Genomic DNA, 23,700 nt, shown 5'->3' with positions numbered 1-23,700 from the left:
CGCGGTTACGCCGAGACCCCCCGCCGTCGGGCGGCCAACCCGGCGGCGGACTCCAGCACGCACAGGGCCGCCAGGCGCACGGTGCGCTGGTCGGTGGTGTCCGCGGTCGCATCGACCTCCGTGATATCCACCGAGCGCACGGCTGGGTGGGCCCCCGCCGAGCGGGCCGCGACGCGCAGGTCGTGGGCGCTGATACCGCCGGGCACCGAGGCGGGGCACGCTGGTGCCACCGACCGGTCGCACACGTCCACGTCCAGGTCCACGTGCACCGGACCGGCGCCACCGGAGGCGATGGTCAGCGCCCTGTCCATGACCTCCGCCATCGGGGTGTGGTGCAGTTCGTCCCGGTCGATCACGGTGATGCCGTACTCCCTCGCACGCGCTCGGTAGTAGGCGGAGTTGGCGAAGTCGGAGATACCGATTTGGACCACGCGCCGCCCGTCCAGGCCACCCTCCTCGATCAGGCGCCGCACCGGGGACCCGTTCGAGACCCCGTCGCGCAGGTCGTGATGGGCGTCGAGGGTGACCAGTCCGGCGCTTCCGGCCCGGCTGCCCCACGTTCCCAGTGCAGCCGGGACGGTGGCCGCGTTGTCCCCACCCAGGGCGATCAGCAGGCGTGCCTGCCCGGCCGCCACGGACACCGCGCGCACCGCCTCGGCCTCCCCCTCGCCGTCGGGCTCGGGGACGTCGCCGGCGTCGGCGATGCGCAGTGAAGCAAGGTCGGTGCCATCGGCCAGGGCGGTGCTGTAGCGCTGCAATGCGGCGCGGACCGCTGCCGGGGTGGCGTGCGCACCGGTAGGGGAGAGGGACGTGCGGTGGGTGCCCAGGCCGAGGATGACGACGTCGCAATCGCCCTCGGGCGGGCCCCACCGGCCGGCCCTGGGCCAGTGGGGGTCGTGGGACAGGTTCATCCGGCCAAAGTACCGGCCGGCGCCGTAGCCGGCCCGGCGCCGGGTGCGCTCAGATCTCCGGCCGGGGGTTGAGTTCGCGTCGGTGCAGCGGCTCGCGGCCGAAGGGTTGGCGCACGGGCTCCACCCGGGGGGGGGCGGGACGGGCAGGGTGACGGGGCGCCCCGCCTCCAGGCGGACCTTCTCCCCGTGGTGCCAGGTGCGCATCGCCGGGCCCTCGAGCAGTTCATATGTGGTCTCCTCCGGGGAGGATGAACCGTTTCGACGGGTGTCGAGTTGGATCACCCGCCCGGCGAAGGTCATCTGGAACCGGATCCGGGTCAGCTTCTCCGGCAGCCGGGGCGCGAACGTGAGTTTGCCGTCGTGATCGCGCATCCCCCCGAAACCGGCCACCGCCACCTGCCACGCCCCGCCCATGCTGGCGATGTGCAGGCCTTGCTGGGCGTTCCCGTGCAGGTCCCCCAGGTCCACGAACGCCACCTCGGACCAATAGGTGTAAGCCAGTTCCAAGTGGCCGGTCTCGGCGGCCATGACCGCCTGCGTGGCGGCCGACAGCGAGGAGTCCCGGGCGGTCCGCGCCTCGTAGTAGGCGAAGTTCTTCGCCTTTTCCTCCGGGGTGAACAGGTCACCGCGCAGGTGCATGGCCAGCACCAGGTCGGCCTGCTTGATGACCTGCTTGCGATAGAGCTGGAAGTACGGGAAGTGCAGCATCAGGGGGTACTGGGACGCCTTGGTGCCCTCGAAGTCCCACTCGTCACCATCGGTGAAGCCCTCGGACTGCTCGTGCACGCCGGCGTCCTCGGAGTAGGGCAGCGCCATCTGGTCCGCGGCGCGGCGCCATGCCTCCCGCTCCTGCTCGGTCACCCCGAACAGGGCGCTCACTTCCATCCGGCGCTCGCACGCCGAGGCGGCCTCACGCAGGTTGCGCTGGGCCATGGCATTGGTGAAGAAGTTGTCGTTGACCACCGCGGTGTACTCATCCGGCCCGGTGATCCCGTCGATGTGGAAGCCGTCCTCGCTGAAGTGCCCCAGCGAGGCCCACAACCGTGCCGTCTCCACGAGCAGTTCCACACCGAACTCGGCCTCGAAGTCGACGTCCTGGGTCGCTGCCAGGTAACGGGCGGTGGCATCGGCGATGTCGGCGTTGATGTGGAAAGCGGCGGTCCCGGCCGGCCAGTACCCCGAACACTCCCGCCCGGTGATGGTGCGCCAGGCGAATGCTGCCCCGTCCAGGTTCAACTCCCGGGCTCGTTCCCGGGCCTGGTCCAGCATCGTGTGCCGCCATCGCAGGTGGTCGCGCACCGCGTGCGGCACGGTGTAGGTCAGCATCGGTAGCACGAACGTCTCGGCGTCCCAGAAGGTGTGCCCGTCGTAGCCCAGGCCGGTCAAGCCCTTGGCCGCGATGCCCTGCCCCTCACCTCTGGCCCCGGCCTGGAGCACGTGGAACATGGAGAAGCGCACCGCCTGCTGCAGGCCGGTGTCCCCTTCGATGTCGACGTTCGCCCGGTTCCAGAACTCATCGAGGTACTCCTCCTGCTCGGCGAGCAGGCCCTTCCAGCCGGTCAGCCGGGCCACGGACACCGCGGCTTCGACCTGGTCGCGGAGCGCCGGCGCGGAGCGGCGGTGGGACCAGCCGTAGCCGAGGAACTTGATCAGCCGCAGGGTGGAACCGGCGGGCAGGCGGGCGGTGACCGAGTAGCGGGCCAGATCCCCGGCTGCCTCAATGGTCTCGTGGGACTCGTCGGGCACCTCGATGATGTGATCCATCGCTGTCGCCAACGTCAGTTCCGAGCGGTTCGTGGTGTGCACCAGCGTGGCCCGGGCCTGACGGGCGGCGGCGAGCACCCCGGTCAACGGGCGCTCCAGCAGTGCACCGGCGCGCGGGTCACGGGAGGCGGTGGCGCCGGGCTCGTTGGCCAACAGGTCCGACTGCAGCGCGACCACCAGGTCCTCGTCCAGGGCGGTGACCTCATAGCAGATCGCTGCCACCGAGCGCTGGGTGAAGGACACCAACCGCTGGGAGTTGACCTTGACGGTGTTGCCGTTCGGGGACACCCAGGTGGTGTTCCGGTTCAGTGTGCCGGCGCGCATGTCCAGGGTGCGCTCGTGGTTGAGCAGGTGCCCGTAGCGGATGTCGAACGGGGCGTCCCCCAGCATCAGCCGGATCAACTTGCCATCGGTGGCGTTGAGGAGAGTCTCACCGACCTCGGGATAGCCGTATCCCCGTTCGGCGTAGGGCAGCGGGATCTCCTCGTGAACGCCGTTGATGTAGGTGCCCGGCAGGTGCTGGGGTTCGCCCTCGTCGAGGGACCCGCGCAACCCGATGTGCCCGTTGGACAGGGAGAACAGCGACTCCAACTGGCCCAGGTTGTCCACGTCCAGGCCGCGGTAGGTCACCCGCCACGGGTCGATCTCGTACGGGTTCGGCGCGGTGTGCTGAATCATGCCTGCTCCATCAACTCGGCCAGGTCGGACACCACCACGTCGGCGCCGGCCCGGGACAGCTGGGCCCGCTGGTTCAACCGGTCCACCCCGATCACGTAGCCGAAGCCACCATCACGCCCGGCCTGCACTCCGGCGATGGCATCCTCGATCACCACGGTGTGCTCGGGCGCGACCCCCAGCAGGTCGGCACCGGCCAGGAAGGTATCCGGAGCGGGCTTGCCGGGCAGGTTGCGCTCCGCCGCGATCACACCGTCGATGCGTCCGTCCAGCAGTCCGCCCAGCCCTGCGGCCTCCAGTACAGCCTGCCCGTTCGCCGAGGCGGTGACCACAGCCGTGGCGAGCCCGGCGGCGCGCACGGCCTCGAGGTAGGCCACGGTGCCGGGGAAGGTTTGCACACCCTCGGTTGCCAGGGCACGGGTGACGGCAACGTTCTTCCGGTTCCCGACGCCGCAGACGGTTTCCGCCACGGGAGGGTCGGCGGGGCTACCCTCGGGCAGGCTGATGCCGCGGGAGCTCAGGAACGCGCGCACCCCGTCATACCGTCGCCGTCCGTCCACGTGCGCGGCGTACTCCCGCTCGGTGAACTCCTCCTGCCCAGCCGCGGCCAGGATCGGGTCGAACGTGGCCTTCCAGGCGCTGCGGTGCAGGGCTGAGGTCTGGGTCAGCACGCCGTCCATATCGAACAGGGCCGCGCGAATCGACACCGGTAGGCCCAACCGAGCCAGCGATGAGGGGGAGACTGCCATGTCCCTGACGCTATCGCCCACCACGGGTGGTTTCGAAAGTGGGCCCGGCGTGCCGGTGCCGGGCGTGTCGCCGCGGCACTGACGGGCGCCGCGGCGCCGGTCAGGCCGTGCGCGGCGCGAGGGGATACTCCGGAGTGACCCGGTCGGATCAGGAGCCGGGCTGGACCACGCCGGACTCATAGGCGGCTACCACGATCTGGGTGCGATCGCGTAACCCTAGTTTGGTGAGGATCCGGCTGACGTGGGTCTTCACTGTCTGCTCGGCGACGAAGATCTCGGACGCGATCTCGCCATTGGACAGACCGCGCGCCACCCACCTCATCACCTCCAGTTCCCGGTCGGTCAGATCGGCCAGTTCCTTGACGTCGGGGCCCGAGGGCGCCGGTCGGGAGACGAACTCGGCGATCAACGATCGCGTGATCGAGGGAGCCAGTAGGGCCTCCCCGCCGGCCACCACCCGCACCGCGTGGATCAGATCCTCGGCCGGGGCGTCCTTGAGCAGGAATCCGCTGGCACCGGCCCGCAGGGCGTCGAAGACGTACTCATCCAGGTCGAACGTGGTCAGGATGATGATCCGGGGTTGGTGGTCGGTCAGGGCGGCGATCTGCCGGGTGGCCTCCAGACCATCGACCCTGGGCATCCGAACATCCATCAGCACCACGTCCGGGTCGTGCTCGCGGACCAGGTCGGCGGCGTAGATCCCGTCATCTGCCCCACCGACCACCTCGATCCCGTCCTGGGCATCGAGTAGGGCGCCGAAGCCTGCGCGCACCATCGCCTGGTCGTCGATGATGAGCACGCGAATCGCGGCGGTGGCCATCCGTCCTCCGATCGGTTGGGATGGGTCGACTGTATCCGGCGATCACCCCAGAGGATGAGCAGGGATGTGGCTCCGTAGGGTGATGCCATCGACGCCCCCTACTCGTACGTTCGGTATGTGCAGACCCTTCAGACCGAACTTCCGCTCAGCCCGGTACACGGCACCACTCCGGATGCGCCGTCACCGGCAGCCCGTCCGGCGTGGGCGCGGTTCTCGTGGACGGGGACGTTTCGGGGCCTTGCCCACCTCCTGACCGCCTTCGTCCTGTCGGTACTGGGCTTCGTCCTGCTGGTGCCGCTGTTCGCTCTCGGATTGGCCACCGCGGTGACCTGGGCCGGGGTCCCCATCCTGGGCTTCACGCTGCTTCTCGCCAGCGGCTTCGCGCGGGAGGGGCGCGACTTGTTGGACCGGACCACCGGGGACTCGTTCCCCGCCCCCCGGTACCGGCAGTCGGCTACCGGGCCCGTGCGGCTGGTCCGGATGGTGGCCGACCCGCAGTTATGGCGGGACATGACGCATGCGGTCGTGGTGGCGTTGCCGCTGCGGACGGCGACCGTCGTCGTCGCCGCCTCGTGGTTGGCGGCCGGCGTCGGCGGGGTGACTTCCTGGCTGTGGTCGGTGTTTGTGCCCGGTTATCAGGGTCTGGCCTCGCTACTGTTGCCGCTCCTGGCGCCGCAGGTGCCCTTCCACGCACACCTGGCCGATTCCCTGGTGCACGGCGTGCTGGGCGCAGTGCTGCTGCTGACCACGCCGGCCCTGGTGCGGTTGTTGGTGTCCCTCGATGCGGTGAGTAGTCGGGCGCTGCTGGTTCAGCGGTAGCGTAGAGCGGCCATGACTGAGCAGGAATCGGCGTCCCAGCGTTCCCTCGATGACGGGTGGACGGGCACGCGTGAGCCCAACAAGGACCGGGTGGTTCCGCGGTGGTTCGACAGCGCGATCCCGCACCCGGGCTCGCGCTTGCTCTCCAGCCAGTGGCTGACCATCTTCGTGTGGCTCTCCGGGTTGGTGGCCCTGGCGGTCAACGCGGCGACGATGCCCACGCTGTACCGTGCATTCGTCCCCCTCACCCTGGTGGCCTCCATGTTGCACGCGGTGAGCCTGCCGGTTGCGCTGAAGCGCCCCAAGGTTGCGGTGGCACTGTCCACCATCGCCCTCGGCGGCACCACAGTGCTGACGATGGGCCGGGAGGTGTTCCCCTGGCCGATCCCGGTGGTTTCGCTGGTGATCACATCGCTGCTGCTGTGCGCAATCCTGGCGCTGCGGGAGCGCTGGCCCTACGCGATGGTGGGCAGCTTGCTCGCCGTGGTGGTGCCGGGACTGTGCGCGACGGTCGTGGCGCTGGTGCGCGACGAGTGGCGACCGATCCTTCCGAACCTGCTCACCGCTGCCTCGGTCCTGGCCCTGGTGACCACCTTCGGGGTCCTCATCCGGGAGTCGTTGATGAGCCGGGCCGAACTGCTCGCGCAGCAGGAGCGCACCGCTGCGGAACAGGAACGGCGTCAGTTGGTGGAGGAACGCACACGTATCGCCCGGGAGTTGCACGACATCGTGGCGCACAGCCTGTCCATCATCTCGATCCAGGCCTCCACCCTGCGTTACCGGGTCGAGGGAGTCACCGAGGAGGTACGGACCGAACTCGATCAGATCACCGAGTCCGCCCGCACCGCCCTGGTCGAGATGCGCGACCTGCTCGCGGTCCTGCGGCAGGAGGACGCCGAGCAGGAGTTGGCACCGCAGCCCACGCTGAGTCGGGTCCCCGAACTCATCGAGAACGTCCGGCGCAGTGCCGCCGTCGTGTCGTTCGACGTCCAAGGTGATCTGGACGATGAGGCGGTCCTGGACGTGACCGGAATCAGTGCTTACCGCATCGTGCAGGAAGCCCTGAGCAACGCCGTGCGGCACGCTCCCGGCGCGCCGGTGGACGTGCGGATCGAGGTCGGGCAGGACGTGCTGGTGATCGATGTGCGCAACCCCGGATCGGTGGTCCACGGTCCTCGGCCCGGTACTTTCGCCGCATCGAGTCCTGCTCCGTCCGATCCGCCCGGCGATGGTTCGGCCGACGTTCGTGCGGGTGGCTTCGGGCTACGCGGGATGCGCGAGCGGGCCACCTTCGCCGGCGGCCGGTTGCACGCCGGCCCGTTGTCCGATGGAGGCTTCAGCGTGCACGCCGAACTGCCGCTGCACGGCGCAGGAGCGCCCGACGCGATCGAGGGCCAGTCCCCGCCTGCGTGAGGTGGCTCACGGCCTCACGCGAGCCCTGGAACGCCGGGTGCCTAACGGAGTGCGCCGGACCAGGTGGGTGTGGCCTCGATGGCGAACGGGTGCCGCTCCCAGGTGCGCCACCACTGGTCGGCGGACGGAGGCAGGTGCGCCGACCCGGGATCGGCGATCAGGTCCCGTAACTGGATCTTCAGTTCCGCGATGTCCTCGATGGTCGGCTCGCCGGTGGCGTCGGGTCCGAACGCCTCGTCCTCACTGGTCCAGATCAGTCGGCGCAGTTGGATCACGTTGCGGGTGCGTTCCTGCCGGGCCGGTTCCGCCGCCTCGCAGACGTCCGCAGCGCGCAGGTAGCCGTAGTCGATCGCGATGGAGACCAGCCCTGGGTCGATCGTGACCATGTCGTGGATGTCCAGTTCCGGTTGGATCACCACCGCCCCGCGTTCGCGGGCGTACCGGACCTCGTCACGCTGGATCTCATCAGGACCGATCTGCGCGGTGGACCGCATCAGGATCTCCATCAGGTCCTTCTGCGCGAAGTCCGACATGGTGGCCACCCCTTCGGGAGCGGCGACGACGACGAAGCACTGGTCCACGTCCCCGCGGTCCAGGACGATGGCGGCCGGCACGTTCTCGCGTACCCCGCCGTCGATGTAGTGCTCACCGGCCAGCGGGACCGGGGGGAAGACCCCGGGGATCGAACAGGAGGCCAGCACCGCCTCGAACATGCCCACCGGCTGCAGGTCGGCCAGCACGGCGTCGGACCTGTCCCGAAGGCGCCCGTGCTGGTCGATGTACCGCAGTTCCCCGCTCTCCAGGCCGACCACCGCTACGCGCAGGTCCAGTGCGGATCGGCCCAGCCGCTCGGCCGAGAACACCTCCGGGTCCAGCAGCCGGTCCACGATCGTGCCGGGGCGGAAGGCGGAGCGTTGCTGCTGGGCGCCGCGCAGGATGAACTCCAGATCGGTGCTCGAGCGGCCGGCCTCCCATAGGGTGCTCAGGGTCTCCAGTGCGTGCGCGGGGCTCCAGTGCCGTTCGTGCTCAGGTGGCGTGTCGGTACCGGTGTTGATCTCGGTCGCCGGTGCGGCCTCCTCCGTGCCGGCCGCGGGCGTGATCCTCGCCGCAGCGGCCACCTCCACGGCCGCAGCCTCGGCGACCTGGCCGCGGCCGGGACCGTGGGTGCCGTGAGCGTGCGACGGCTGTTCCCCGTTCTCGCGGTCTCCGGTGATCCGGGCCACCGCCTCCCGTGGCTTGGCGAGCAGGTCCGCCAGGCCCGCGGCCAGGGAGGCGCGGTTGGCCCGCCGCTGACGCAACTCGACCACCTTGCGCCAGGTGGGGATGTGCTCGCGCAGAGCGGTGAACCACTCCTGCTCGGCGAACATGTCCGAGGACTGACGCATCTGCGCCCAGATCTCCTCCATCTGTTCCAGCGCCCGGAGTTGGTCCGCGGCGTCTGAGTGCTGGGCCAGCACCGCGGCCAGGATAGAGCCGGCAGAGGTGCCGCTGATCACCACGGGGTCCAACTCTGATGCCGGTACAGGTACTTCAGTGCGCCGATCTCGAAACTGGACCGGGCTCCACCGCCGGCAATGACCAGGGCGGTGCCGGTGCCGGCGGAGCCGGGGGATACGGTCCCCGAACTGCTCGGAGCGGGAAGGGTGTCCGGGTCGATCCACCGAGCAAGCCGGGTGCGCAGGCGGTACATCGCGGAGTCACTCACACGGTCCAGCGTACGGAACCGCCGCCACCGGCGGCCCGGACTTTTTCAAACCCCCGCCTCTCCGGCCCGCGCGGATCGCCCACCGGCGGTCACTCGTCGCTGTTCCCGCACGTGGTGGCGCGGCCGGGCTCGCCGGCCGCGCGGATCGTGCCGGTCACCCGGGTCAGCACCGGGGTCGCCCCGACGCGGCTGGGGATACGGGAACCGACCTCCACGCCGGCGACGTTGACCACCACGACCCACCCGCCGTCGTCGGCCCGGCCCAGGCCCAGCCCGCACACACCCGGTTCATCGGCCAAGGCGGCCCCCGAGCGCTTCCTTCGCTTCGTGCGCCTGCGCTCGAGGGACCCCGGCCGGCGCCTCGTCGCCTCGGGGCGATCCGGTAGTCACGGTCCCGCTCCCTCTCCACGGTGCCGGTCCGGGGCCGCTGGCTGTGCGCCGTCGTCCCTGGCGAACAAGGAGACATCCAGACGGGTCAGGACCTCCTGGATCGGGTTCAGGAAGGTCAGCCCCTGCCCGGCGCTCCCCCCGCCGGTGCTGCCGGCGAACAGCAGCCCCACCGCTGAGGTCTCCTCGATGAGGTAGACGAGCGATCCGGAGTCCCCGCCGGCGGAGAAGGCGTCCGCCCCGGTGCCCTCCACCTCGATCTGGCCGTCGAAGGCCAGCGTGCCCAGGCCGGGGCCGAAGTCCACCAGCAGACCATCCAGTTCGATCGCGGTGACCACGCCGTGGGTGAGCCCGGTGGTGCGCCCGATCTTAGCCACCTGCTCTCCGCCGTCCACCTGCGTGGTGCCGGTCAGCTCACACACCGGGGTAGGCGGTGACAGCCTCTGCTGCGAGGTCCGGCTCGAGGGCGGCGATGGCGGCGTCGACCGTGGCGACCTGACCGGGCACCAGGTCGACCAGCCCTGCCAGGGCGCCGATCCGGTCGGCCGGATCCGTGCCGCCGTCGGCAGGGCCGGGCTGCACGACCGGATCACCGAGCGTTCCGGCCTCCCCGACCAGCACGTGGTGGTTGGACAGCACGTGCACAGCCCCCTCGTGGCGCACGAACGCCCCCAGCGTGCCGGCACTGACACCGGTGTGCGCAACCGACAGTCCGGGCCGTAACGGCCGGGTGCGCTCGGTCAGTTCGGCTGCGATCGACCGGGGCAACCCCACCCCGGCCAGTGCGGGACCGGGCCACGCACGAACCCTGCCGGTGTGCCGCACGTCCAGGTCCGGCCCGAACTGCTCGCTCAGGCGGCGGGCGGCCATCCTGGCCGTCGGGGTGCCCAGCCGGTACCGCAGCGCCAACCGGTAGGAACCGTCGGCGGCCGGGGCCAGGCCGAGTGCGATCCCCACGGTGGCCGGCCCCGGGATCGTCCCGATCGTGGACCCTCCGTAGCGGTGGGCCATCGTCACGTCCAGATGGCCGACCAGGTCGGTCACGTAGTCGGCTGCCTGCGCCTTGACCTGCCGTGCCTGCTCGCGGTCCCAGCCCATGGATCACTCCGTCCTGCCTCGGTGCGGCGCTGCTTCCCCTACCCAGCAGTCTGCGTGCCGCGGCCCCGGACTGCTACCCGGGGTCGCGACATCGGTGCGCCGGCCATCCCGGCGGGCTTCGGCGCTCACAGCAGGTCTGCGAACCGTTTGCCGAGGCGGCTCCAGGGCCGGCGACGACGGTGCCGGCGGCCGGTCAGCACGCGTTGGTCATGGTCGAGCCGGCGCAGCCTGATGTTGCCCGCTAGCCCGAGGAGCGTGGGGAAGGAGGTCGCGAACGGTAGCGAGAGGCCTACCGAAGCCCCCAGCATCAGCAGGCTCATCACGATGTACCGGGTCCATGACGTCTGCCGCGGGTGGCGGTGGTGTTCACCGTCCACGGCTGTCCAGGACATGACCTGGATCGACTCACCCGGTTCCACCGGGGTGGTGCCCTCCGCCAGCCACACATGTGAGGCGTCCGGCAGGGCGACCTGCGGGCGCCACGTCGAGTTGTGCCGGATCCCCAACTGTTCCAACAGTCCGTCGGAGCGCTCGGTATGGACCACATCGACCACCTCCGCCCACGCGGGGCCCTCCTCCCAGGCCCATGCGGTGCGTTCAGCGGGCAGGACACCCAGGCCCTGGTAGGTCCCGGGGAGGGTGACCAGCAGCGCGATGATCACGCGGGCGCTGGGACCCAGCAGGGACTCGATCGGGCGCAGGTCGGGGACGCGCCGCCAGTTCGGTGTGCTGGGCCCGACCTCGGGCAGGGCGGGATCATGGCTGCCGGGCTCGGCCCGGACACCGGCCGAGACGGGCGCGGGCATGGCGCGGCGGAACCGGCGGGGCAGCAGCATCCCGGTGACCGCGCCGAGCACCCGAGCAATGAGGTACCCGGTCAGGGCCAGCGGCGACAACAGCAGGAGCGGGAACAGGTACAGGCGTAGGTCCGTGCGCACGCCCTTGCGGAACGGGGTGGCCATCATCCGCAGGACCACCCGCCAGTCGGTGACCGCCAGATCGAAGGCCCACAGCAGCACCCGGATCCTGGCGGTGCCATCGCGCAGGTCGGGGCCCACCTGATGGACCAGGTCCCGCGGGTCCACCCCGGCAGGGGTGAGAACGAAGCACCAGCGCCATCCGCGGATGGTCACGGGATCCTGTGCGCGGTCCGACCGGCCTTCCAGGTGGAGCACAGTGGGCACCGGCAGGCCCTGTGCACGGGCCTCCTCGGCCACCTGCACCACGTAGTCGTCGTCGGGAAGGGCCTGGTGGTCGCCACGATCCAGCACGGCTGCGCGGGCCGCCGAGACGGTGTGCACCACCAGCACCACGCCGACGATCACCACCAACGTCCCCGCCACCCGGTAGGGCACGGCGACGAGCGCGAACATCAGCGCGATCGGGGCGATCCGGGCCACGGTGAGCGCCAGTGCCAGCCACACGGCCAAGGCGGCATTGCCGATGCTCCGTACCGTGCGCATGGGAACGCACTGTAGCGATCGCGGTGCTGATGGGTACCTCTCCCCATTCCGCGCCGGTAGCGCCCGCAGTAGCGTGCGAACCATTGTGGCGGGGAGTTCCCTGTGGTGACCGGAGGTTTGAATGACGGAGTTCATGGTCGATCCCGACACGCTCGAACTCATCAGACAACTGGCCGAACGCCAGGGTGAGCACGTTGACGCGATCAGGGGCCACCTGGAGAGCCACACCACGCTGAACGACGTAGGCGGGCTGATCATGGCCTTCCTGGCACCGATGTATGACTCCGGGCGGGAGAACGCGGTACAGGGATTCGCCCAGGGTAAGGCGGTGTGCGAAGCCGTCGCCCAGGTGGCCGAGGAGTCCAGGCAGGCCTACCTGGACGCCGATGAGGAGTGCCGGGCCGGACTGGAGGATGCGTGCGCGGGCTCCGGAATCGACGTCCCGGCCGCACCGCCTCCGGGCTCCGGTGTGGAGTTGCCTCCGGCCACCGGAGTGATCGGCCCCGGTGAGGCGCCGGAGGGCTCCGGCATCTGGTCCAATCTGCGCGAGCACACCGTCAGTTCGATCGACACCACGCGTTCCCTGGTCGACGGTGCCGGTAAGACCGGTGCCGACGGCTACGCCAACCGGGTAATGCCGCGCACTGAGTTACCCGGTGGGGTGCAGGCTTTCGACAACTTCCGGGTGCGCCGCCCCTTCGACGTCATGATGAACAACGCCGTGGATTCTGCCTGGGAGGCCGCGGACGACCGCTGGGGCCAGCACGGTGCCACCTCCAGCCTGCGGGACCGGTTCGAGCAACGCCAGTACGCCGCGTGGGGGGAAAGTTACGACAGCGGCCTGACCACCACGAGCAGGGCCCCGGAGGCCCCGTACGCGAGTTCCTGGGTGGACAACAACATGAGCGTGCGTACCTGGCAGGCGGGTCAGGACGTGGCCGGGCTGTACGGACAGAGTCGGGGGGCCTACGACGCGGTCAATGCCGCGATGGAGACGGGGGAGTCCCTGCAGACGGTGCGCGCTACGGCCGGTGGGCCGGACAACACCGCCTCTCACGATTGGGCACAGGACCGATGACGGTACGCGAACTCGAAAACGCCTCGTTGGGCCTGGTCAGCCCCACCCCCTCCACGGATGACTTCGGCGAGGGGCTGCGGTGGAAGGCCGGACCGTTGCTGGGCGGGTTGGACTGGTTGCTGGAACAACTCACCGGGACCTCGGCGATCCGAAGTCTCGTGCAGCCCATCGCCGGCGACTGGGTGGGTCTCTCCTCGGGGGAGCAGGCGTGGAGCCACGCCCAGCACGCTTCGGAGGCGGTGGGCCGCAACTTCGCCGCGGCGGCGAACCCGGCCGGCTGGACGGGGGAGGCCGCTGAAGCCTATTCCGGGCGTATGCAGGAGATCGGGGACAGTTTCGCCCAGTACGGCGAGGGCTGCGCGGCGATGGCCGAGGTGACCGGGGCGCTGGTGGAACTGACCAAGTCCACCGCCGAGGCCATCGCCGGCATCCTGGGCTTCCTGGGGGACTGGCTCACCCGCGCGGCCGCCCAGATGGCGGTACCGGTGGTGGGCTGGGCAGTGGGGGCCATCGATGGCGTGATCAGCTCGGCCACCGCTATCCGCAAGATCAACCAGGGCATCCGGCTGATCCAGACGGTGGTGGACACCGTGGAGCGGTTCCGCAGCGTGATCGTGGTGCTCACCCGCCTGGCCTACCTGATCAAGCTCATCGCGCAGAGCATCTCCCACGTCAACCGGGTACGCACGGTTGCCGCCGGAGACGCGGCCACCGCCACGGCATTCGGAGTCCAACCATGAGTTTCGACCGCAGTGAGATCGACGAGTTGCTGGCCGACATCCGCGCGGCCACCGAGGACGCCCGCCAGACCGCGCAGGAGCAGGCCGCCGAGCGGGAGCGGTTCGCCCAGGAGAGCAGGCAGATGGATGCCGAGCGGGCGGCTGCTGCCCGGCGTGGGGAGCACGGGCGTGACTGGCAGGACTTGCAGGGCCGGATCGACCGGGGGGAGACCACCCTGGCCGCGGTGCTCTCCGGAGAGGACGACTCCCCACTGGCCCAGCGGATCCAGGACGTGACCGCCCAGAACCTGGTGACGATCACCGCCGAGATGGCCGAGCACGATGAGGCCACCGGTGGCGAGCGCTTCTCCGAACTCAACGAGGCCTTCGCCGACCTGCGCGCCAGCATGGAGCGCGCCGCCGACGCCGCCGAGCAACTGCGCGGCCTGGGCCCGGAGTGAGGAGGAGCACGGAATGAGCGAGCCGATCGTCGTCACCTTCGATGTGGTGCACCAGGCGGCGGACGACCTCGAGGCCGCCACCACCGCGATGCGCGAACTCTCTCGACGGGATGGTGGCGCAGCTGCGTCCGCTGGAAACGGAGTGGACCGGTGCCGCCGCGCAGGCCTACCAGGGGCGGCAACGAGAGTGGGACATCGAGATCACCGAGATGGTGGATCTGCTCGGGGTGCTGGCCGGGAGGGTGGAGGCCTCCGCTCAGACCTACCAGTCCACGGAGGGTGACGTGCGCTCGGCCTGGGCCTGAGTCCGCAGCATCTGCGCACCGGACCTGGTCCACATCCGGCGGTTCGGCGCAAGCACAGGCAGTAGGGTCCCCCTGTAGGCAGACAAGCGCATACCGCCGGGCCGGGCGGTCCGGCCCAGGCCGACGGGATGAGTGGGGTGAACGATGAAGATCACGAAGTACGCACACGCCTGCGTCGCGCTGGAGGATGAGGCCGCCCGACTGGTCATCGACCCGGGTTCGTTCACCACGCTTCCCGAACTCACCGGCGTGGTCGCGGTGATCCTCACCCATGAGCACCCCGACCACGCGGGCACCGACAATCTGCAGGCACTGCAGGAGGCGAACCCGGGCGCACCGATCCTTGGTCCGGAAGGTGCCGCCCAGGCCCTGCCCGCGGTCGAGGTGCAGGTGGTCCAGCCCGGCACCAACGGCCGGTTCGGGCCGTTCGACGTCACCTTCGGGGGCGGGCTGCACGCGCCGATCCACCACAGCATCCCGCAGGTGGACAACCTGACGGTGCGGGTCGGCCAGGACTTCTACCACCCCGGAGACAGCCTGGAGGCACCCACCGGGCCGGTGGCGGTGCTGGCCGCGCCGATCAGCGGCCCCTGGCTGAAGTTGGGTGAGGTGATGGACTACGTGCTCGCCGCGCAGGCGTCCAGGGTGATCCCGATCCACGAGGTGCATGCCTCAGAGCCCGGTCGCGGCATCGTCTATGACCGCCTCGGTGAGGTGGCCGCCCAGCGTGGCGGGGAGTTCATGGTGCTGGCCCCGGGGCAGAGCCTGAGCACCTGAACCCGGGGCAGACGACGTTACGTCGGACCGCGGAAGGTGTCAGGTGGCCAGCGCGTCGGTGACCACGCCGCGCGCGGCCTGCTGGACCTGCTCCAGGTGGTCGGCGGAGACGAAGGACTCGGCGTAGATCTTGTACACGTCCTCGGTGCCCGAGGGGCGGGCGGCGAACCAGGCGTTCTCCGTGGTGACCTTCAACCCCCCGATCGGGGCGTCGTTGCCCGGGGCGCGCACCAGTCGGGCCGTGATCGGGTCACCGGCCAGTTCCGTGGCGGTGACCGCCTCCGGGCTGAGCCGGCCGAGCGTCGCCTTCTGGTCCCGGGTGGCCGGGGCGTCCACGCGCGCGTACCAGCTCTCCCCGAACATGGCCGCCTGTTCCTCGTGCAGTTGGGACGGGGACCGGCCGGTGACCGAGTGGATCTCCGCGGCCAGCAGCGCCAACAGGATGCCGTCCTTGTCCGTGGTCCACACCGAGCCGTCACGGCGCAGGAAGGAGGCGCCGGCCGACTCCTCCCCCCCGAATCCCAGCGAGCCGGCGAGCAGGCCGGGCACGAACCACTTGAACCCGACCGGAACCTCCACCATGTCTCGTGCCAGGCTCGCAGCGACCTTGTCGATCAGGGCCGAGGAGACCAGCGTCTTGCCGATCCCGGTGCCCGCCGCCCAGTCGGGGCGGTTACGGTACAGGTAGTCGATCGCCACGGCAAGGTAGTGGTTGGGATTCATCAACCCGCCGTCGGGGGTGACGATGCCGTGCCGGTCGGCGTCGGCATCATTGCCGGTGGCGATGTCATAGGGGGCAGAACCCCCACCGGCGGCCATGGTGTGCAGCAGGGAGGCCATCGCGTCGGGTGAGGAGCAGTCCATCCGGATCTTGCCGTCGGTGTCCAGGGTCATGAACGCCCACCGCGGGTCCACCTGGGGGTTCACCACGGTCAGGTCCAGTCCGTAGCGCTCGGCGATGGCGCCCCAGTACTCAACTGAGGCACCACCCATCGGGTCAGCCCCGATGCGTACTCCGGAGGAGCGGATCGCCTCCATATCCAGCACCGATTCCAGGTCGTCGATGTAGGCGAGCATGAAGTCGTGCCTGTGCACCCGCTCGCCGGCACTGGCCTGCTCGTACGGGACGCGGGGGACGCTGCCGATACCGCTGCGAAGGAGTTCATTGGCACGATCGGCGATCCAGCCGGTGGCATCGGAATCGGCGGGCCCGCCATGCGGTGGGTTGTACTTGAAGCCGCCATCACGCGGCGGGTTGTGCGAGGGGGTCACCACGATGCCGTCCGCCCGTCCCGGGCCGCGGGTCCGCACCCCCTCGGAGCTCCCGGCACCGTTGTGCCGCAGGATCGAGTGCGACAGCGCCGGGGTAGGGGTGTAGGAGTCGCGGGCGTCGATGTGCACGTCTACCCCGCCGGCCACCAGCACCTCCAGCGCGGTGCGGGCCGCCGGATCCGACAGGGCGTGGGTGTCCCGGCCCAGGTAGAGCGGGCCGTCGATGCCCTGGTCGGCGCGGTATTCACGATCGCTTGGGTGATGGCCACGATATGGTCCTCGTTGAAGGCACCGTCGAGGCTGGAGCCGCGGTGCCCGGAGGTACCGAAGGACACCTGCTGGCTCGCTTCGCCCGGATCGGGGGTGACGTCGAAGTACGCGCTCACCACCGCGTCGACGTCGATCAAGTCCTCGGGAAGGGCCACGGTTCCGGCGCGTTCATGCATGGATCGATCCTGCCACCCCCGGGCGGGCGCGGGCCAGCGCTGCTCTAGGGTGTGGGGTTATGGCGAAACGCTCCAAAGGACGGTCCAAGGAAGTCAACCCCAAGGTGGCTGCGCGGCGTGCTGCGCGCAAAGCCGCGCAGGAAGCGTTCCAGCAGGGTGAGGTGAGTCGCCCGCTGCGCGCGTTCGAGGGACTGCCCGGTGAGGTCGACTGGGTGGCGCTGCGGGAGGTGGTGCCCGCGGCCACGGCCACGGCGCGCACCACCGCCGAGTACGGGTCCCGGGACGTCACGGTGGTCACGTTGCTGCCCGGCCTGCTCGCCGCGATGCACCGCAAGGACGGGCAGATCCTGGTCGCGCTGCAGACGCCGTCCAGTTCCGCCGACGCCAGCCGCGACGTGGCCACCGCGCTGCTGGCTGCCCTCGAGGCCGAGCCCGGCACCGCCCTGACCCAGGTGGACCTGGATCCCGAGGGTCCCAGGCTGCAGGACGTGCTGGACCCCTCGGTGGACTTCGAGGTCACCCTGCACGACAACTTCGATTACGCCCTGGACCCCGAGGAGGAGATCACCGGCGAGGTCAAGGACGCGCTGGAGCAGTTCGCCGAGTCGATCGTGCCCACGGTCAAGGTGGCGGGTGTGGAGGGTGCCTACTGGTGCCGGATGAGCGGGCGGGAGTACCTGCGCTGGTCCCGGCCGGAACCGGAGGAGGAACTGCTCGATGCGCTCGCTCGCCTGCACGCCACCGGGGAGTCGGTGCTGGAGGAGGGCACCCGCCTGATCGGTACGTTCCGTTCCTGTGCTCTGGTGATCCCGGTGTGGGAGCTGGTGCGGGGCAGCGAAGCCGATGAGCTGGGGCCACTGCTGCCCCCGTTCCAGGAGCGGCTCACCGAGGCACTGGCCCGGACCGGTGAACTCGGACCGGATGAGCGCCGCGCCCGCGCCTCCCTGGTCTCGCGCCAGGTCACGCTGCGGTAGACCCGGCTCGCACCACCGCACCCGGGCGAGCCGGCCCGGCACCGACGTACGCCGCGGAATCGCTGATGCCTACCGGGCATTCCAGCGACGCTACCTTTTCGTTCCGTTGACCTTTCCATGGTGTGCGGCACGCGCGCCTTTGAACTCCCGCCCCCCGGCAGGTCATCCTGCATTGCCTGCCCTAGCCCATTAGGCTGGTATTCGTGAGCGGGGAGCAACCATCGAGCGAGCGCCGACGGCCCCTGCGCGTGATCCGACGACGCACGGCCGGACGTGCCGCGCGTGCAGAAGCCTCCGGTCAAGCCCGCGAGCAACGCGTCGCGGTGGTGATCCCCGCCAAGGATGAGGCGGAGCGCATCGCCGAGACCGTCTACGCGGTGCGGGCCATCCCGTACGTGGACCTTGTGCTCGTGGTCGATGACGGCAGCGAGGACGACACCCAGCATGCCGCTCGCGCGGCCGGGGCGGTGGTGGTGCGGCACTCCCAGAACCGGGGCAAGGCCTCGGCGATGGAGACAGGTGCCTCCGTGGTCGCGATGCGCGACCTCGAGGACGGGCCGGCCCGGTTGCTGCTCTTCGTCGATGCGGATCTGGGTGCCACCGCTGTGAACGTGGCGCCCCTGGTGCCCCCGATCGTGGCCGGTCGGGCGGATATGTCGATCGCGGTGCTGCCGCCGCAGGCCGGGGCCGGGGGTCGGGGGTTGGTGACGGGCCGGGCCCGCAAGGCGATCCAGCGCGCCACCGGGTGGACTCCCCGGCAGCCGTTGTCCGGGCAACGCTGCATGACGCGTGAGGCCTTCGACGCCGCCACCCCGTTGGCCCGGGGCTGGGGGGTGGAGGTGGGGATGAGCATCGACGTGCTGATGCAGGGCTTCGCCGTGGTGGAGGTGCCCTGCGACCTACGTCACCGCCCCAGTGGGAACGATCTGCGCGGACAGTTGCACCGCGCGGCCCAGTACCGGGACGTGGCGGTGGCGATCGCCACCCGCCGGTTCCGGCACTACAAGCAGAAGGTGGTGCGCGAGATCGACACCGCCGAGACCGCTCAGGGCGGGATCGTGACCGCCACGTCGGTGCAGTCGGGGCCGCGCCCGGAGGAGGCCGTGGTGGCCGACGTCTCCGAACCAGCCGAAGGTGACGGCGAGATGACCGAGCATGTCGGTGAGACCGCGGCGGACGCCGCTCAGACGGCCGGTTCTTCCCAGGCCGAGGGCACGGACCGCGCCGACGACGGCGCGCCGCAGAGCGTCGATGGCGCGGCGCACGGGGATGAAGGCGCGAAGGCCGAGTAACCCCGGAACCGGTCACGGCGGGCCCGGGCAGAACCTGAACAGCCCACCCCCGGTCCCCGGGAGCGCCGCCCCGGTCGGGTGAGGCCTTCGCCTTCGCCGGTTACGTCGTCCTCGGGCGTGAGTCCGGCGTGAGCGCGTCGCGGGTGCCGCCGGCGTCCTCCTCGGCCGTCGTGGCGGGTGCGGGCACTCCCACGTAGGCACCGAGTTTCACGCGCGAGGTGCTGGACAGGCCCAGCATCCAGGTGCAACTCGCCGCGACCAGCAGGGGCACGCTCACCGCCACACCGACCGCGGGAATCGCCACACCGGAATCGTTCACGGCCATGCCGATACCCAGCCCGACCGCGATCGCGATGATCCCGGCGGGCAACATCGGGGCGGCCTTGGCCATATGCGCCAGCGGGGTGCCGCGGGAGAGGGAGTCGGGGATCCCCGGGTCGCGGATCGCTCCGCGGATCGGGCGGGCGAACACGAACACCACCGTGAGCACCCCGCTCAGGGCCAGCAGCGTCAAAGGGGTGTTTCCGAACAGGATGCCAGGTTCTGGCCCAGCTTGCGCCAGACCACGTCCCACAGGCCGCCGTCGAGCACTGTCTGGAAGAAGGCGCCCAGGTGGGTCCGGTCCTGCACCGGGCGCAACCAGTCCACGAACGCGAAGGCCATCGTGGCCACCGCCGAACCTCCCAGCACCACCCCCACCCGCAGTACCGACAACCGGATCCCGGCAGCCATCAGCGCCAGCAGGGCGAAGGCCGGGAGGAGTGCCGGCGGTCCGCCGAAGTCCGCGCCCAGGCCCGGTGCGCCGTCGAAGATCGCCGCCGCCACTCCGAGGACGCCGGTGATCACCCCGGCCAGCACCCGTCGGTCGCGTTGGACCAGGTGATTGGCCAGTGTGATCGTGACCATCAGCGTGGACACCGTGAACAGTGTGAAGGCGGTGTTGTTCATCCCGTACATCCGCCCGGCCACCAGCGTGGAAACCCCCATCACCGCATCCACCTGCAACCGGGCGCCGGTCGCGATGTCCACGGTGAGCACCGCCGCGGTGATCCCGGCCACCACGGTGGGGGCGCCCAGCACGTGCCGGCGCCACGGCCCCACCAGGGCGATCGTGACGATGGCGGCCACGAACAGGGCGATGTAGGCGACCAATCCGAGTGCCGGTGGGGTGCTGCGCCACCACGGCATCATGTTCGCCAGGAACGAGGACACCGGGAGAGCCGCGATGCTCAGGGCTGCGATCCGCAGACCGCGCAACACCTTGCGCCGGTGCACGGTGAAGGCGGTGAGCCGGGCGGCCACCGCGGGTACCCGGCGCTGCAGGAACTCGCGCACCCGTTCGGCCGCGGGACGCTTGAGGCCCACGGCAAGGGCCGCGAACAGTGCCAGGTTCATCAGCACCAGCACCAGGTAGTAGGTGGGGGTGATCGGGCGCACGGCCTGGGCGTGGACGGCCTGCTCGATCAGCTGCTCGCGGCGCTCGGTGGCATCCAGGTCCGTCGGCTCGATGCGCAGTGCCGAGCCGATCACGTCCCCGCCCACCGGTTCGCCGTCGAGCATCGACAGCAGCGAGGGGAACACATCGGTGACCATCACGTAGCCGCTTTGCCGGGTGGCCGCGCTGATGCCCAGGCCCACCTCGCCGTCCGCCCCGGTGATGGACAGCACCCGCAGGCCCGCCGAGCCGTCGTCGGCCAGGCCGGCCAGAACCACGATCGGGTCCACCCCGGCCCGGTCCAGTCCGGTCAGCACCGAGCCGACCCGCCGATCGAGCAACTCCAACTGCTCAGCCCGGTACACCTCCGGGTCCATCGGGTTGATCATCGGCTGGTTCTCGTCGGTAAAGCGTTCCCTGCGTTCGGTCGGCAACGGTCGCAGCGACCCGGCGTCGATGACCAGCAGGTCCGTCGCGGCCACCGCCTCGCTGACCTGGTCGATCAGGTCCCCCCCGGCGCCCGCCCGCGCCCGGTGGTCAGCGGGGACACCCTCGGGGTCGGCCAGCGCGATCGCCGCGCCCGGGCCGATGCCGGTGGCCGTGATCTGCTGGTCGGCCAGCGCCTGACCGAACGTGCCCGGGCGGGCCCGGTAGCTGAGTTCGGCGGCCGAGTCCAGGTAGTCCTGCCAGCCCGGCACCACGCCGTCCTCCCCGGGCTCGGTGAGGATGCGGCAGCGGCCGTCGAGGTCCCCGGCCCGGTTCCCGGCGGACAGGCCCAGCCACCCATCGGCCGGGCAGGCGCTGGCGCGCACCGAACGCACGATGAGGGAGGCCTTCGACTCCTGCGCAAGCAGGCCAAGGTTCGGGGTGGTCGAGGTGATGTCCTCCCATGCCAGGCCGGCCACGCCGAGCAGCACCACCGGGCGATGGGCGACGTTCTCCGGGGTCTCGCCCTCGAGGTCCTCCTGCGAACCGGGGTCCTCAGGTGCCTGGGCCAGGGGGGTGGCCGGCGTGCCCGAGGCGACGGCCGGGAGGCCGATGGAGAGCACCAGGACGGCGACCAGGACCGCCAGTGCGGCCATGATCGTCCGCGGCAGCGCCCGGTCCGTTCGGCTCATCACTGTTCAAGCCTAAGCGCGGCTAGGCTCGGCATCGGCCGCTGTGGGGCGATTTCACAGGGGCCACACCCGTTCATCACTTCATTGATCCGCACGGAGGAACGTGATGCGTTACGCCTACCTCGGCCCGGCCGGTACCTTCACCGAGGCCGCGCTGCTGCAGGTTGCCGACCCCCGCACCGATGAGTTGCTGCCGCGGGCCGGCGTGCCCGCCGCACTGGAGGCGGTGCGCAACGGAAGCGCGGACCGGGCGATGGTGCCGATCGAGAACTCCGTGGAGGGCGGGGTCAGCGCCACCCTGGACGCACTCAGTTCCGGGGTTCCGCTGGTGGTGGTCGGCGAGGCGCTGGTGCACGTGGAGTTCGTACTGGTGGCGCGTCCGGGAACCACACTGGACCAGGTGCGCCAGGTCGCCACGCATCCCCACGCCTGGGCCCAGTGCCGGCGCTGGCTGGAGCAGAACCTGCCCGAGGCCGTTCACGTGCCGGCCACCTCGACCGCCGCCGGGGGCGCCATGCTCGCCGGGGAGGAGCCGGTGGACTTCCAGGCCGCGATCACTGCCCCGCTGACTGCCCAACAGTACGGCTTGGAGGTGCTGGCCGCCGGGATCGGCGACAACCCGAACGCTGTGACCAGGTTCGTGCTGGTTTCTCGCCCCGGGCCGATCCCGCCCCGTACGGGTGCTGACAAGACCACTCTGATGGTGCACCTGCCGGACAATGAGGCCGGCGCGTTGCTGACCATGCTGGAACAGTTCGCCGCCCGCGGGGTGAACCTGTCCCGGATCGAGTCGCGCCCGATCGGGGACGCCCTGGGCCGGTACTCCTTCTCCATGGACGCCGAGGGCCACATCGACGACGAACGTATCGCTGCCGCGTTGGTCGGGTTGCACCAGGTGTGCCCGCTCGTGCGGTTCCTCGGGTCCTACCCCCGGGCCGACGGCGGAACGGCGGGTAGCGTGCCGGCCGGCTTCAGCGACGAGAAGTTCCGCGCGGGCCGCGAATGGGTGGAGCAGTTGCGGTCGGGTGTGCACCCCACCGACTGAGGTACCGAGTTGACCTCAAGTAGGGTTGAGGTTCTACGGTCACAGGTGTCTGTGTCCGTATGTGGTGAGGTGGAGTCATGACCTACGTGATCGCGCAGCCGTGCGTGGACCTGAAGGACAAGGGCTGCATCGACGAGTGCCCGGTGGACTGTATCTACGAAGGCGACCGGATGCTCTACATCCAGCCCGATGAGTGCGTGGACTGTGGGGCGTGTGAGCCGGTGTGCCCGGTGGAGGCGATCTTCTACGAGGATGACGTTCCGCAGCAGTGGGCGAACTTCTACGAGGCGAACGTGAACTTCTTCGACCAGATCGGCTCCCCCGGCGGCGCGCGCGATCACCGGTCCCATCGCCGGGGACCATCCGATCGTGGCCGCGCTGCCGCTGCAGGTGACCGAGTGAACAGCCGCGTGGACCTGCCCGCCCGTGCGGAGACAGTCGCCGGCACCGGGCTGCCGCCCCCGGACGACCAGGGTGCGTCGGCCCCGACCGCCCGGGACTTCAAGGACATCTTCCGGGTGCACCCCGCCGGGGTCGCCCTCATCACCGCCGCTACCCCCACCGGTCCGGTGGGCCTGACCGCATCGAGCGTGGCCTCGGTCAATCCCGATCCGCCGGCCCTGTCCTTCTCCCTCACCCGTGCCGGCACCAGTGCCGCAGCGATCCTGTCCGCCCGCACATTCGTGGTGCACCTGCTCGACCGGCACGACGTAGAGATCGCCACCGTCTACGCTCGCTCCGGCACCGAGCGATTCACCGCCGGGCAGGGCTGGTCCGAGCTCGCCACCGGGGAGCCCTACCTACCCAGCGCGCGTGCGGCACTGCGCTGCCGTCCCATCCGGACCGTGCCGGTGGGTGGTTCCGAATTGGTGGTCGGCGAGGTACTCGAGGTCCATCGCGGGCGCGCCTCCAGCCCGGTGGTGTACTACGCCCGCCGCTTCCATCCGCTGGGCGAACCCTGAGCCGGTCCACGC

General features: G+C 70.4%; 22 protein-coding genes and 2 pseudogenes. 12 read left to right on the top strand and 12 right to left on the bottom strand.

What is annotated here, in order from left to right; genetic code table 11:
• Positions 1–5 precede the first annotated feature (5 nt).
• The 3 genes from ACRRRO_RS05515 to ACRRRO_RS05505 form a co-directional block, all read right to left on the bottom strand.
• Positions 6–3,353, bottom strand: a complete 3,348-nt coding sequence (locus ACRRRO_RS05515; RefSeq protein ID WP_434081190.1) for an arginase family protein — start codon at positions 3,351–3,353, stop codon at positions 6–8.
• Positions 3,350–4,099 (bottom strand): HAD family hydrolase, encoded by a 750-nt coding sequence (locus tag ACRRRO_RS05510; RefSeq protein ID WP_424797460.1) that lies wholly within the window; start codon positions 4,097–4,099, stop codon positions 3,350–3,352. The genes ACRRRO_RS05515 and ACRRRO_RS05510 overlap by 4 nt, the downstream gene beginning before the upstream one ends.
• A gap of 148 nt (positions 4,100–4,247) precedes the next feature.
• Positions 4,248–4,919, bottom strand: a complete 672-nt coding sequence (locus tag ACRRRO_RS05505) for a response regulator (protein ID WP_424797461.1) — start codon at positions 4,917–4,919, stop codon at positions 4,248–4,250.
• 117 nt (positions 4,920–5,036) lie between these two features.
• On the opposite strand from ACRRRO_RS05505, the gene ACRRRO_RS05500 reads away from it, so the two are divergent.
• Together ACRRRO_RS05500 and ACRRRO_RS05495 are read left to right on the top strand one after the other, a co-directional pair.
• Entirely contained in the window at positions 5,037–5,738 is a 702-nt protein-coding gene (locus tag ACRRRO_RS05500) for a sensor domain-containing protein (protein WP_424797462.1), read from the top strand.
• 12 nt (positions 5,739–5,750) lie between these two features.
• Positions 5,751–7,151 (top strand): sensor histidine kinase, encoded by a 1,401-nt coding sequence (locus ACRRRO_RS05495; RefSeq protein WP_434081189.1) that lies wholly within the window; start codon positions 5,751–5,753, stop codon positions 7,149–7,151.
• Positions 7,152–7,192: 41 nt separating this feature from the next.
• Here ACRRRO_RS05495 and ACRRRO_RS05490 read toward each other — a convergent pair whose 3' ends face one another.
• The 6 genes from ACRRRO_RS05490 to ACRRRO_RS05465 form a co-directional block, all read right to left on the bottom strand.
• Entirely contained in the window at positions 7,193–8,650 is a 1,458-nt protein-coding gene (locus ACRRRO_RS05490) for a patatin-like phospholipase family protein (protein WP_434081188.1), read from the bottom strand.
• Positions 8,644–8,856 carry a hypothetical protein gene (locus ACRRRO_RS05485; RefSeq protein WP_434081187.1) on the bottom strand — a complete coding sequence of 71 codons (213 nt, stop codon included), beginning with the start codon at positions 8,854–8,856 and terminating at the stop codon, positions 8,644–8,646. Before ACRRRO_RS05485 ends, ACRRRO_RS05490 begins: the two co-directional genes overlap by 7 nt.
• Before the next feature lie 89 nt (positions 8,857–8,945).
• Positions 8,946–9,155, bottom strand: coding sequence for a hypothetical protein (locus tag ACRRRO_RS05480; protein ID WP_434081186.1), 210 nt, complete (start codon positions 9,153–9,155; stop codon positions 8,946–8,948).
• Positions 9,156–9,242: 87 nt separating this feature from the next.
• Positions 9,243–9,665, bottom strand: a complete 423-nt coding sequence (locus tag ACRRRO_RS05475) for a hypothetical protein (protein WP_434081185.1) — start codon at positions 9,663–9,665, stop codon at positions 9,243–9,245.
• Positions 9,658–10,341 (bottom strand): hypothetical protein, encoded by a 684-nt coding sequence (locus tag ACRRRO_RS05470; RefSeq protein ID WP_434081184.1) that lies wholly within the window; start codon positions 10,339–10,341, stop codon positions 9,658–9,660. Before ACRRRO_RS05470 ends, ACRRRO_RS05475 begins: the two co-directional genes overlap by 8 nt.
• A 125-nt stretch (positions 10,342–10,466) precedes the next feature.
• Positions 10,467–11,804: a hypothetical protein gene (locus tag ACRRRO_RS05465; protein WP_424786548.1), complete on the bottom strand. Its 1,338-nt coding sequence runs from the start codon at positions 11,802–11,804 to the stop codon at positions 10,467–10,469.
• A gap of 121 nt (positions 11,805–11,925) precedes the next feature.
• Between ACRRRO_RS05465 and ACRRRO_RS05460 the strand changes: the two genes are divergently transcribed.
• The 5 genes from ACRRRO_RS05460 (at position 11,926) to ACRRRO_RS05440 (ending at position 15,144) form a co-directional block, all read left to right on the top strand.
• Positions 11,926–12,882 (top strand): hypothetical protein, encoded by a 957-nt coding sequence (locus ACRRRO_RS05460; RefSeq protein ID WP_424786547.1) that lies wholly within the window; start codon positions 11,926–11,928, stop codon positions 12,880–12,882.
• On the top strand, positions 12,879–13,622 hold the full coding sequence (locus ACRRRO_RS05455; protein ID WP_424797466.1) for a hypothetical protein: 744 nt from the start codon (positions 12,879–12,881) through the stop codon (positions 13,620–13,622). The genes ACRRRO_RS05460 and ACRRRO_RS05455 overlap by 4 nt, the downstream gene beginning before the upstream one ends.
• Positions 13,619–14,062, top strand: coding sequence for a hypothetical protein (locus tag ACRRRO_RS05450; protein WP_424786545.1), 444 nt, complete (start codon positions 13,619–13,621; stop codon positions 14,060–14,062). Before ACRRRO_RS05455 ends, ACRRRO_RS05450 begins: the two co-directional genes overlap by 4 nt.
• 41 nt (positions 14,063–14,103) lie before the next feature.
• Positions 14,104–14,367 carry a WXG100 family type VII secretion target gene (locus tag ACRRRO_RS05445; protein WP_434081183.1) on the top strand — a complete coding sequence of 88 codons (264 nt, stop codon included), beginning with the start codon at positions 14,104–14,106 and terminating at the stop codon, positions 14,365–14,367.
• A 144-nt stretch (positions 14,368–14,511) separates the two neighbouring features.
• On the top strand, positions 14,512–15,144 hold the full coding sequence (locus ACRRRO_RS05440) for an MBL fold metallo-hydrolase (protein ID WP_424786543.1): 633 nt from the start codon (positions 14,512–14,514) through the stop codon (positions 15,142–15,144).
• 39 nt (positions 15,145–15,183) lie between these two features.
• Here the strand turns inward: ACRRRO_RS05440 and pgm are convergent.
• Positions 15,184–16,862, bottom strand: a pseudogene (gene pgm / locus ACRRRO_RS05435) (phosphoglucomutase (alpha-D-glucose-1,6-bisphosphate-dependent)).
• A 59-nt stretch (positions 16,863–16,921) separates the two neighbouring features.
• On the opposite strand from pgm, the gene ACRRRO_RS05430 reads away from it, so the two are divergent.
• Positions 16,922–17,836, top strand: coding sequence for a DUF5926 family protein (locus ACRRRO_RS05430; protein ID WP_424797468.1), 915 nt, complete (start codon positions 16,922–16,924; stop codon positions 17,834–17,836).
• 203 nt (positions 17,837–18,039) lie between these two features.
• Complete coding sequence (locus tag ACRRRO_RS05425; protein WP_424786540.1) at positions 18,040–19,128, top strand: glycosyltransferase family 2 protein; 1,089 nt, start codon at positions 18,040–18,042, stop codon at positions 19,126–19,128.
• Positions 19,129–19,228: 100 nt separating this feature from the next.
• On the opposite strand, the gene ACRRRO_RS05420 is transcribed toward ACRRRO_RS05425, so the two are convergent.
• A complete protein-coding gene (locus tag ACRRRO_RS05420; protein ID WP_434081182.1) occupies positions 19,229–19,642 on the bottom strand; it encodes a hypothetical protein in 414 nt (137 codons plus the stop codon).
• A complete protein-coding gene (locus tag ACRRRO_RS05415) occupies positions 19,639–21,681 on the bottom strand; it encodes a hypothetical protein (RefSeq protein WP_434081181.1) in 2,043 nt (680 codons plus the stop codon). The genes ACRRRO_RS05420 and ACRRRO_RS05415 overlap by 4 nt, the downstream gene beginning before the upstream one ends.
• Before the next feature lie 106 nt (positions 21,682–21,787).
• On the opposite strand from ACRRRO_RS05415, the gene pheA reads away from it, so the two are divergent.
• The 3 genes and pseudogenes from pheA to ACRRRO_RS05400 all read left to right on the top strand — a co-directional run bounded on the left by pheA (position 21,788) and on the right by ACRRRO_RS05400 (position 23,688).
• Complete coding sequence (pheA, locus tag ACRRRO_RS05410; protein WP_424786538.1) at positions 21,788–22,726, top strand: prephenate dehydratase; 939 nt, start codon at positions 21,788–21,790, stop codon at positions 22,724–22,726.
• A 77-nt stretch (positions 22,727–22,803) separates the two neighbouring features.
• Positions 22,804–23,128: pseudogene (gene fdxA / locus ACRRRO_RS05405) on the top strand (ferredoxin).
• A complete protein-coding gene (locus ACRRRO_RS05400) occupies positions 23,125–23,688 on the top strand; it encodes a flavin reductase family protein (protein WP_434081180.1) in 564 nt (187 codons plus the stop codon). The pseudogene fdxA and the gene ACRRRO_RS05400 overlap by 4 nt, the downstream one beginning before the upstream one ends.
• Positions 23,689–23,700 lie beyond the last annotated feature (12 nt).

The organism is Sanguibacter sp. Z1732, from assembly GCF_051020515.1.
Lineage (GTDB): Bacteria > Actinomycetota > Actinomycetes > Actinomycetales > Beutenbergiaceae > CALKWS01.
This window is presented reverse-complemented; position numbering and strand designations above follow the sequence as displayed.

Excerpts from the sequence above, each read along its gene's own strand:
- ACRRRO_RS05515 (WP_434081190.1), bottom strand. The coding sequence starts at position 3,353 with ATGATTCAGCACACCGCGCCGAACCCGTACGAGATCGACCCGTGGCGG.
- ACRRRO_RS05510 (WP_424797460.1), bottom strand. The coding sequence starts at position 4,099 with ATGGCAGTCTCCCCCTCATCGCTGGCTCGGTTGGGCCTACCGGTGTCG.
- ACRRRO_RS05505 (WP_424797461.1), bottom strand. The coding sequence starts at position 4,919 with ATGGCCACCGCCGCGATTCGCGTGCTCATCATCGACGACCAGGCGATG.
- ACRRRO_RS05495 (WP_434081189.1), top strand. The coding sequence starts at position 5,751 with ATGACTGAGCAGGAATCGGCGTCCCAGCGTTCCCTCGATGACGGGTGG.
- ACRRRO_RS05470 (WP_434081184.1), bottom strand. The coding sequence starts at position 10,341 with ATGGGCTGGGACCGCGAGCAGGCACGGCAGGTCAAGGCGCAGGCAGCC.
- ACRRRO_RS05465 (WP_424786548.1), bottom strand. The coding sequence starts at position 11,804 with ATGCGCACGGTACGGAGCATCGGCAATGCCGCCTTGGCCGTGTGGCTG.
- ACRRRO_RS05460 (WP_424786547.1), top strand. The coding sequence starts at position 11,926 with ATGACGGAGTTCATGGTCGATCCCGACACGCTCGAACTCATCAGACAA.
- ACRRRO_RS05455 (WP_424797466.1), top strand. The coding sequence starts at position 12,879 with ATGACGGTACGCGAACTCGAAAACGCCTCGTTGGGCCTGGTCAGCCCC.
- ACRRRO_RS05450 (WP_424786545.1), top strand. The coding sequence starts at position 13,619 with ATGAGTTTCGACCGCAGTGAGATCGACGAGTTGCTGGCCGACATCCGC.
- ACRRRO_RS05445 (WP_434081183.1), top strand. The coding sequence starts at position 14,104 with ATGTGGTGCACCAGGCGGCGGACGACCTCGAGGCCGCCACCACCGCGA.
- ACRRRO_RS05440 (WP_424786543.1), top strand. The coding sequence starts at position 14,512 with ATGAAGATCACGAAGTACGCACACGCCTGCGTCGCGCTGGAGGATGAG.
- ACRRRO_RS05430 (WP_424797468.1), top strand. The coding sequence starts at position 16,922 with ATGGCGAAACGCTCCAAAGGACGGTCCAAGGAAGTCAACCCCAAGGTG.
- ACRRRO_RS05415 (WP_434081181.1), bottom strand. The coding sequence starts at position 21,681 with ATGAGCCGAACGGACCGGGCGCTGCCGCGGACGATCATGGCCGCACTG.
- pheA (WP_424786538.1), top strand. The coding sequence starts at position 21,788 with ATGCGTTACGCCTACCTCGGCCCGGCCGGTACCTTCACCGAGGCCGCG.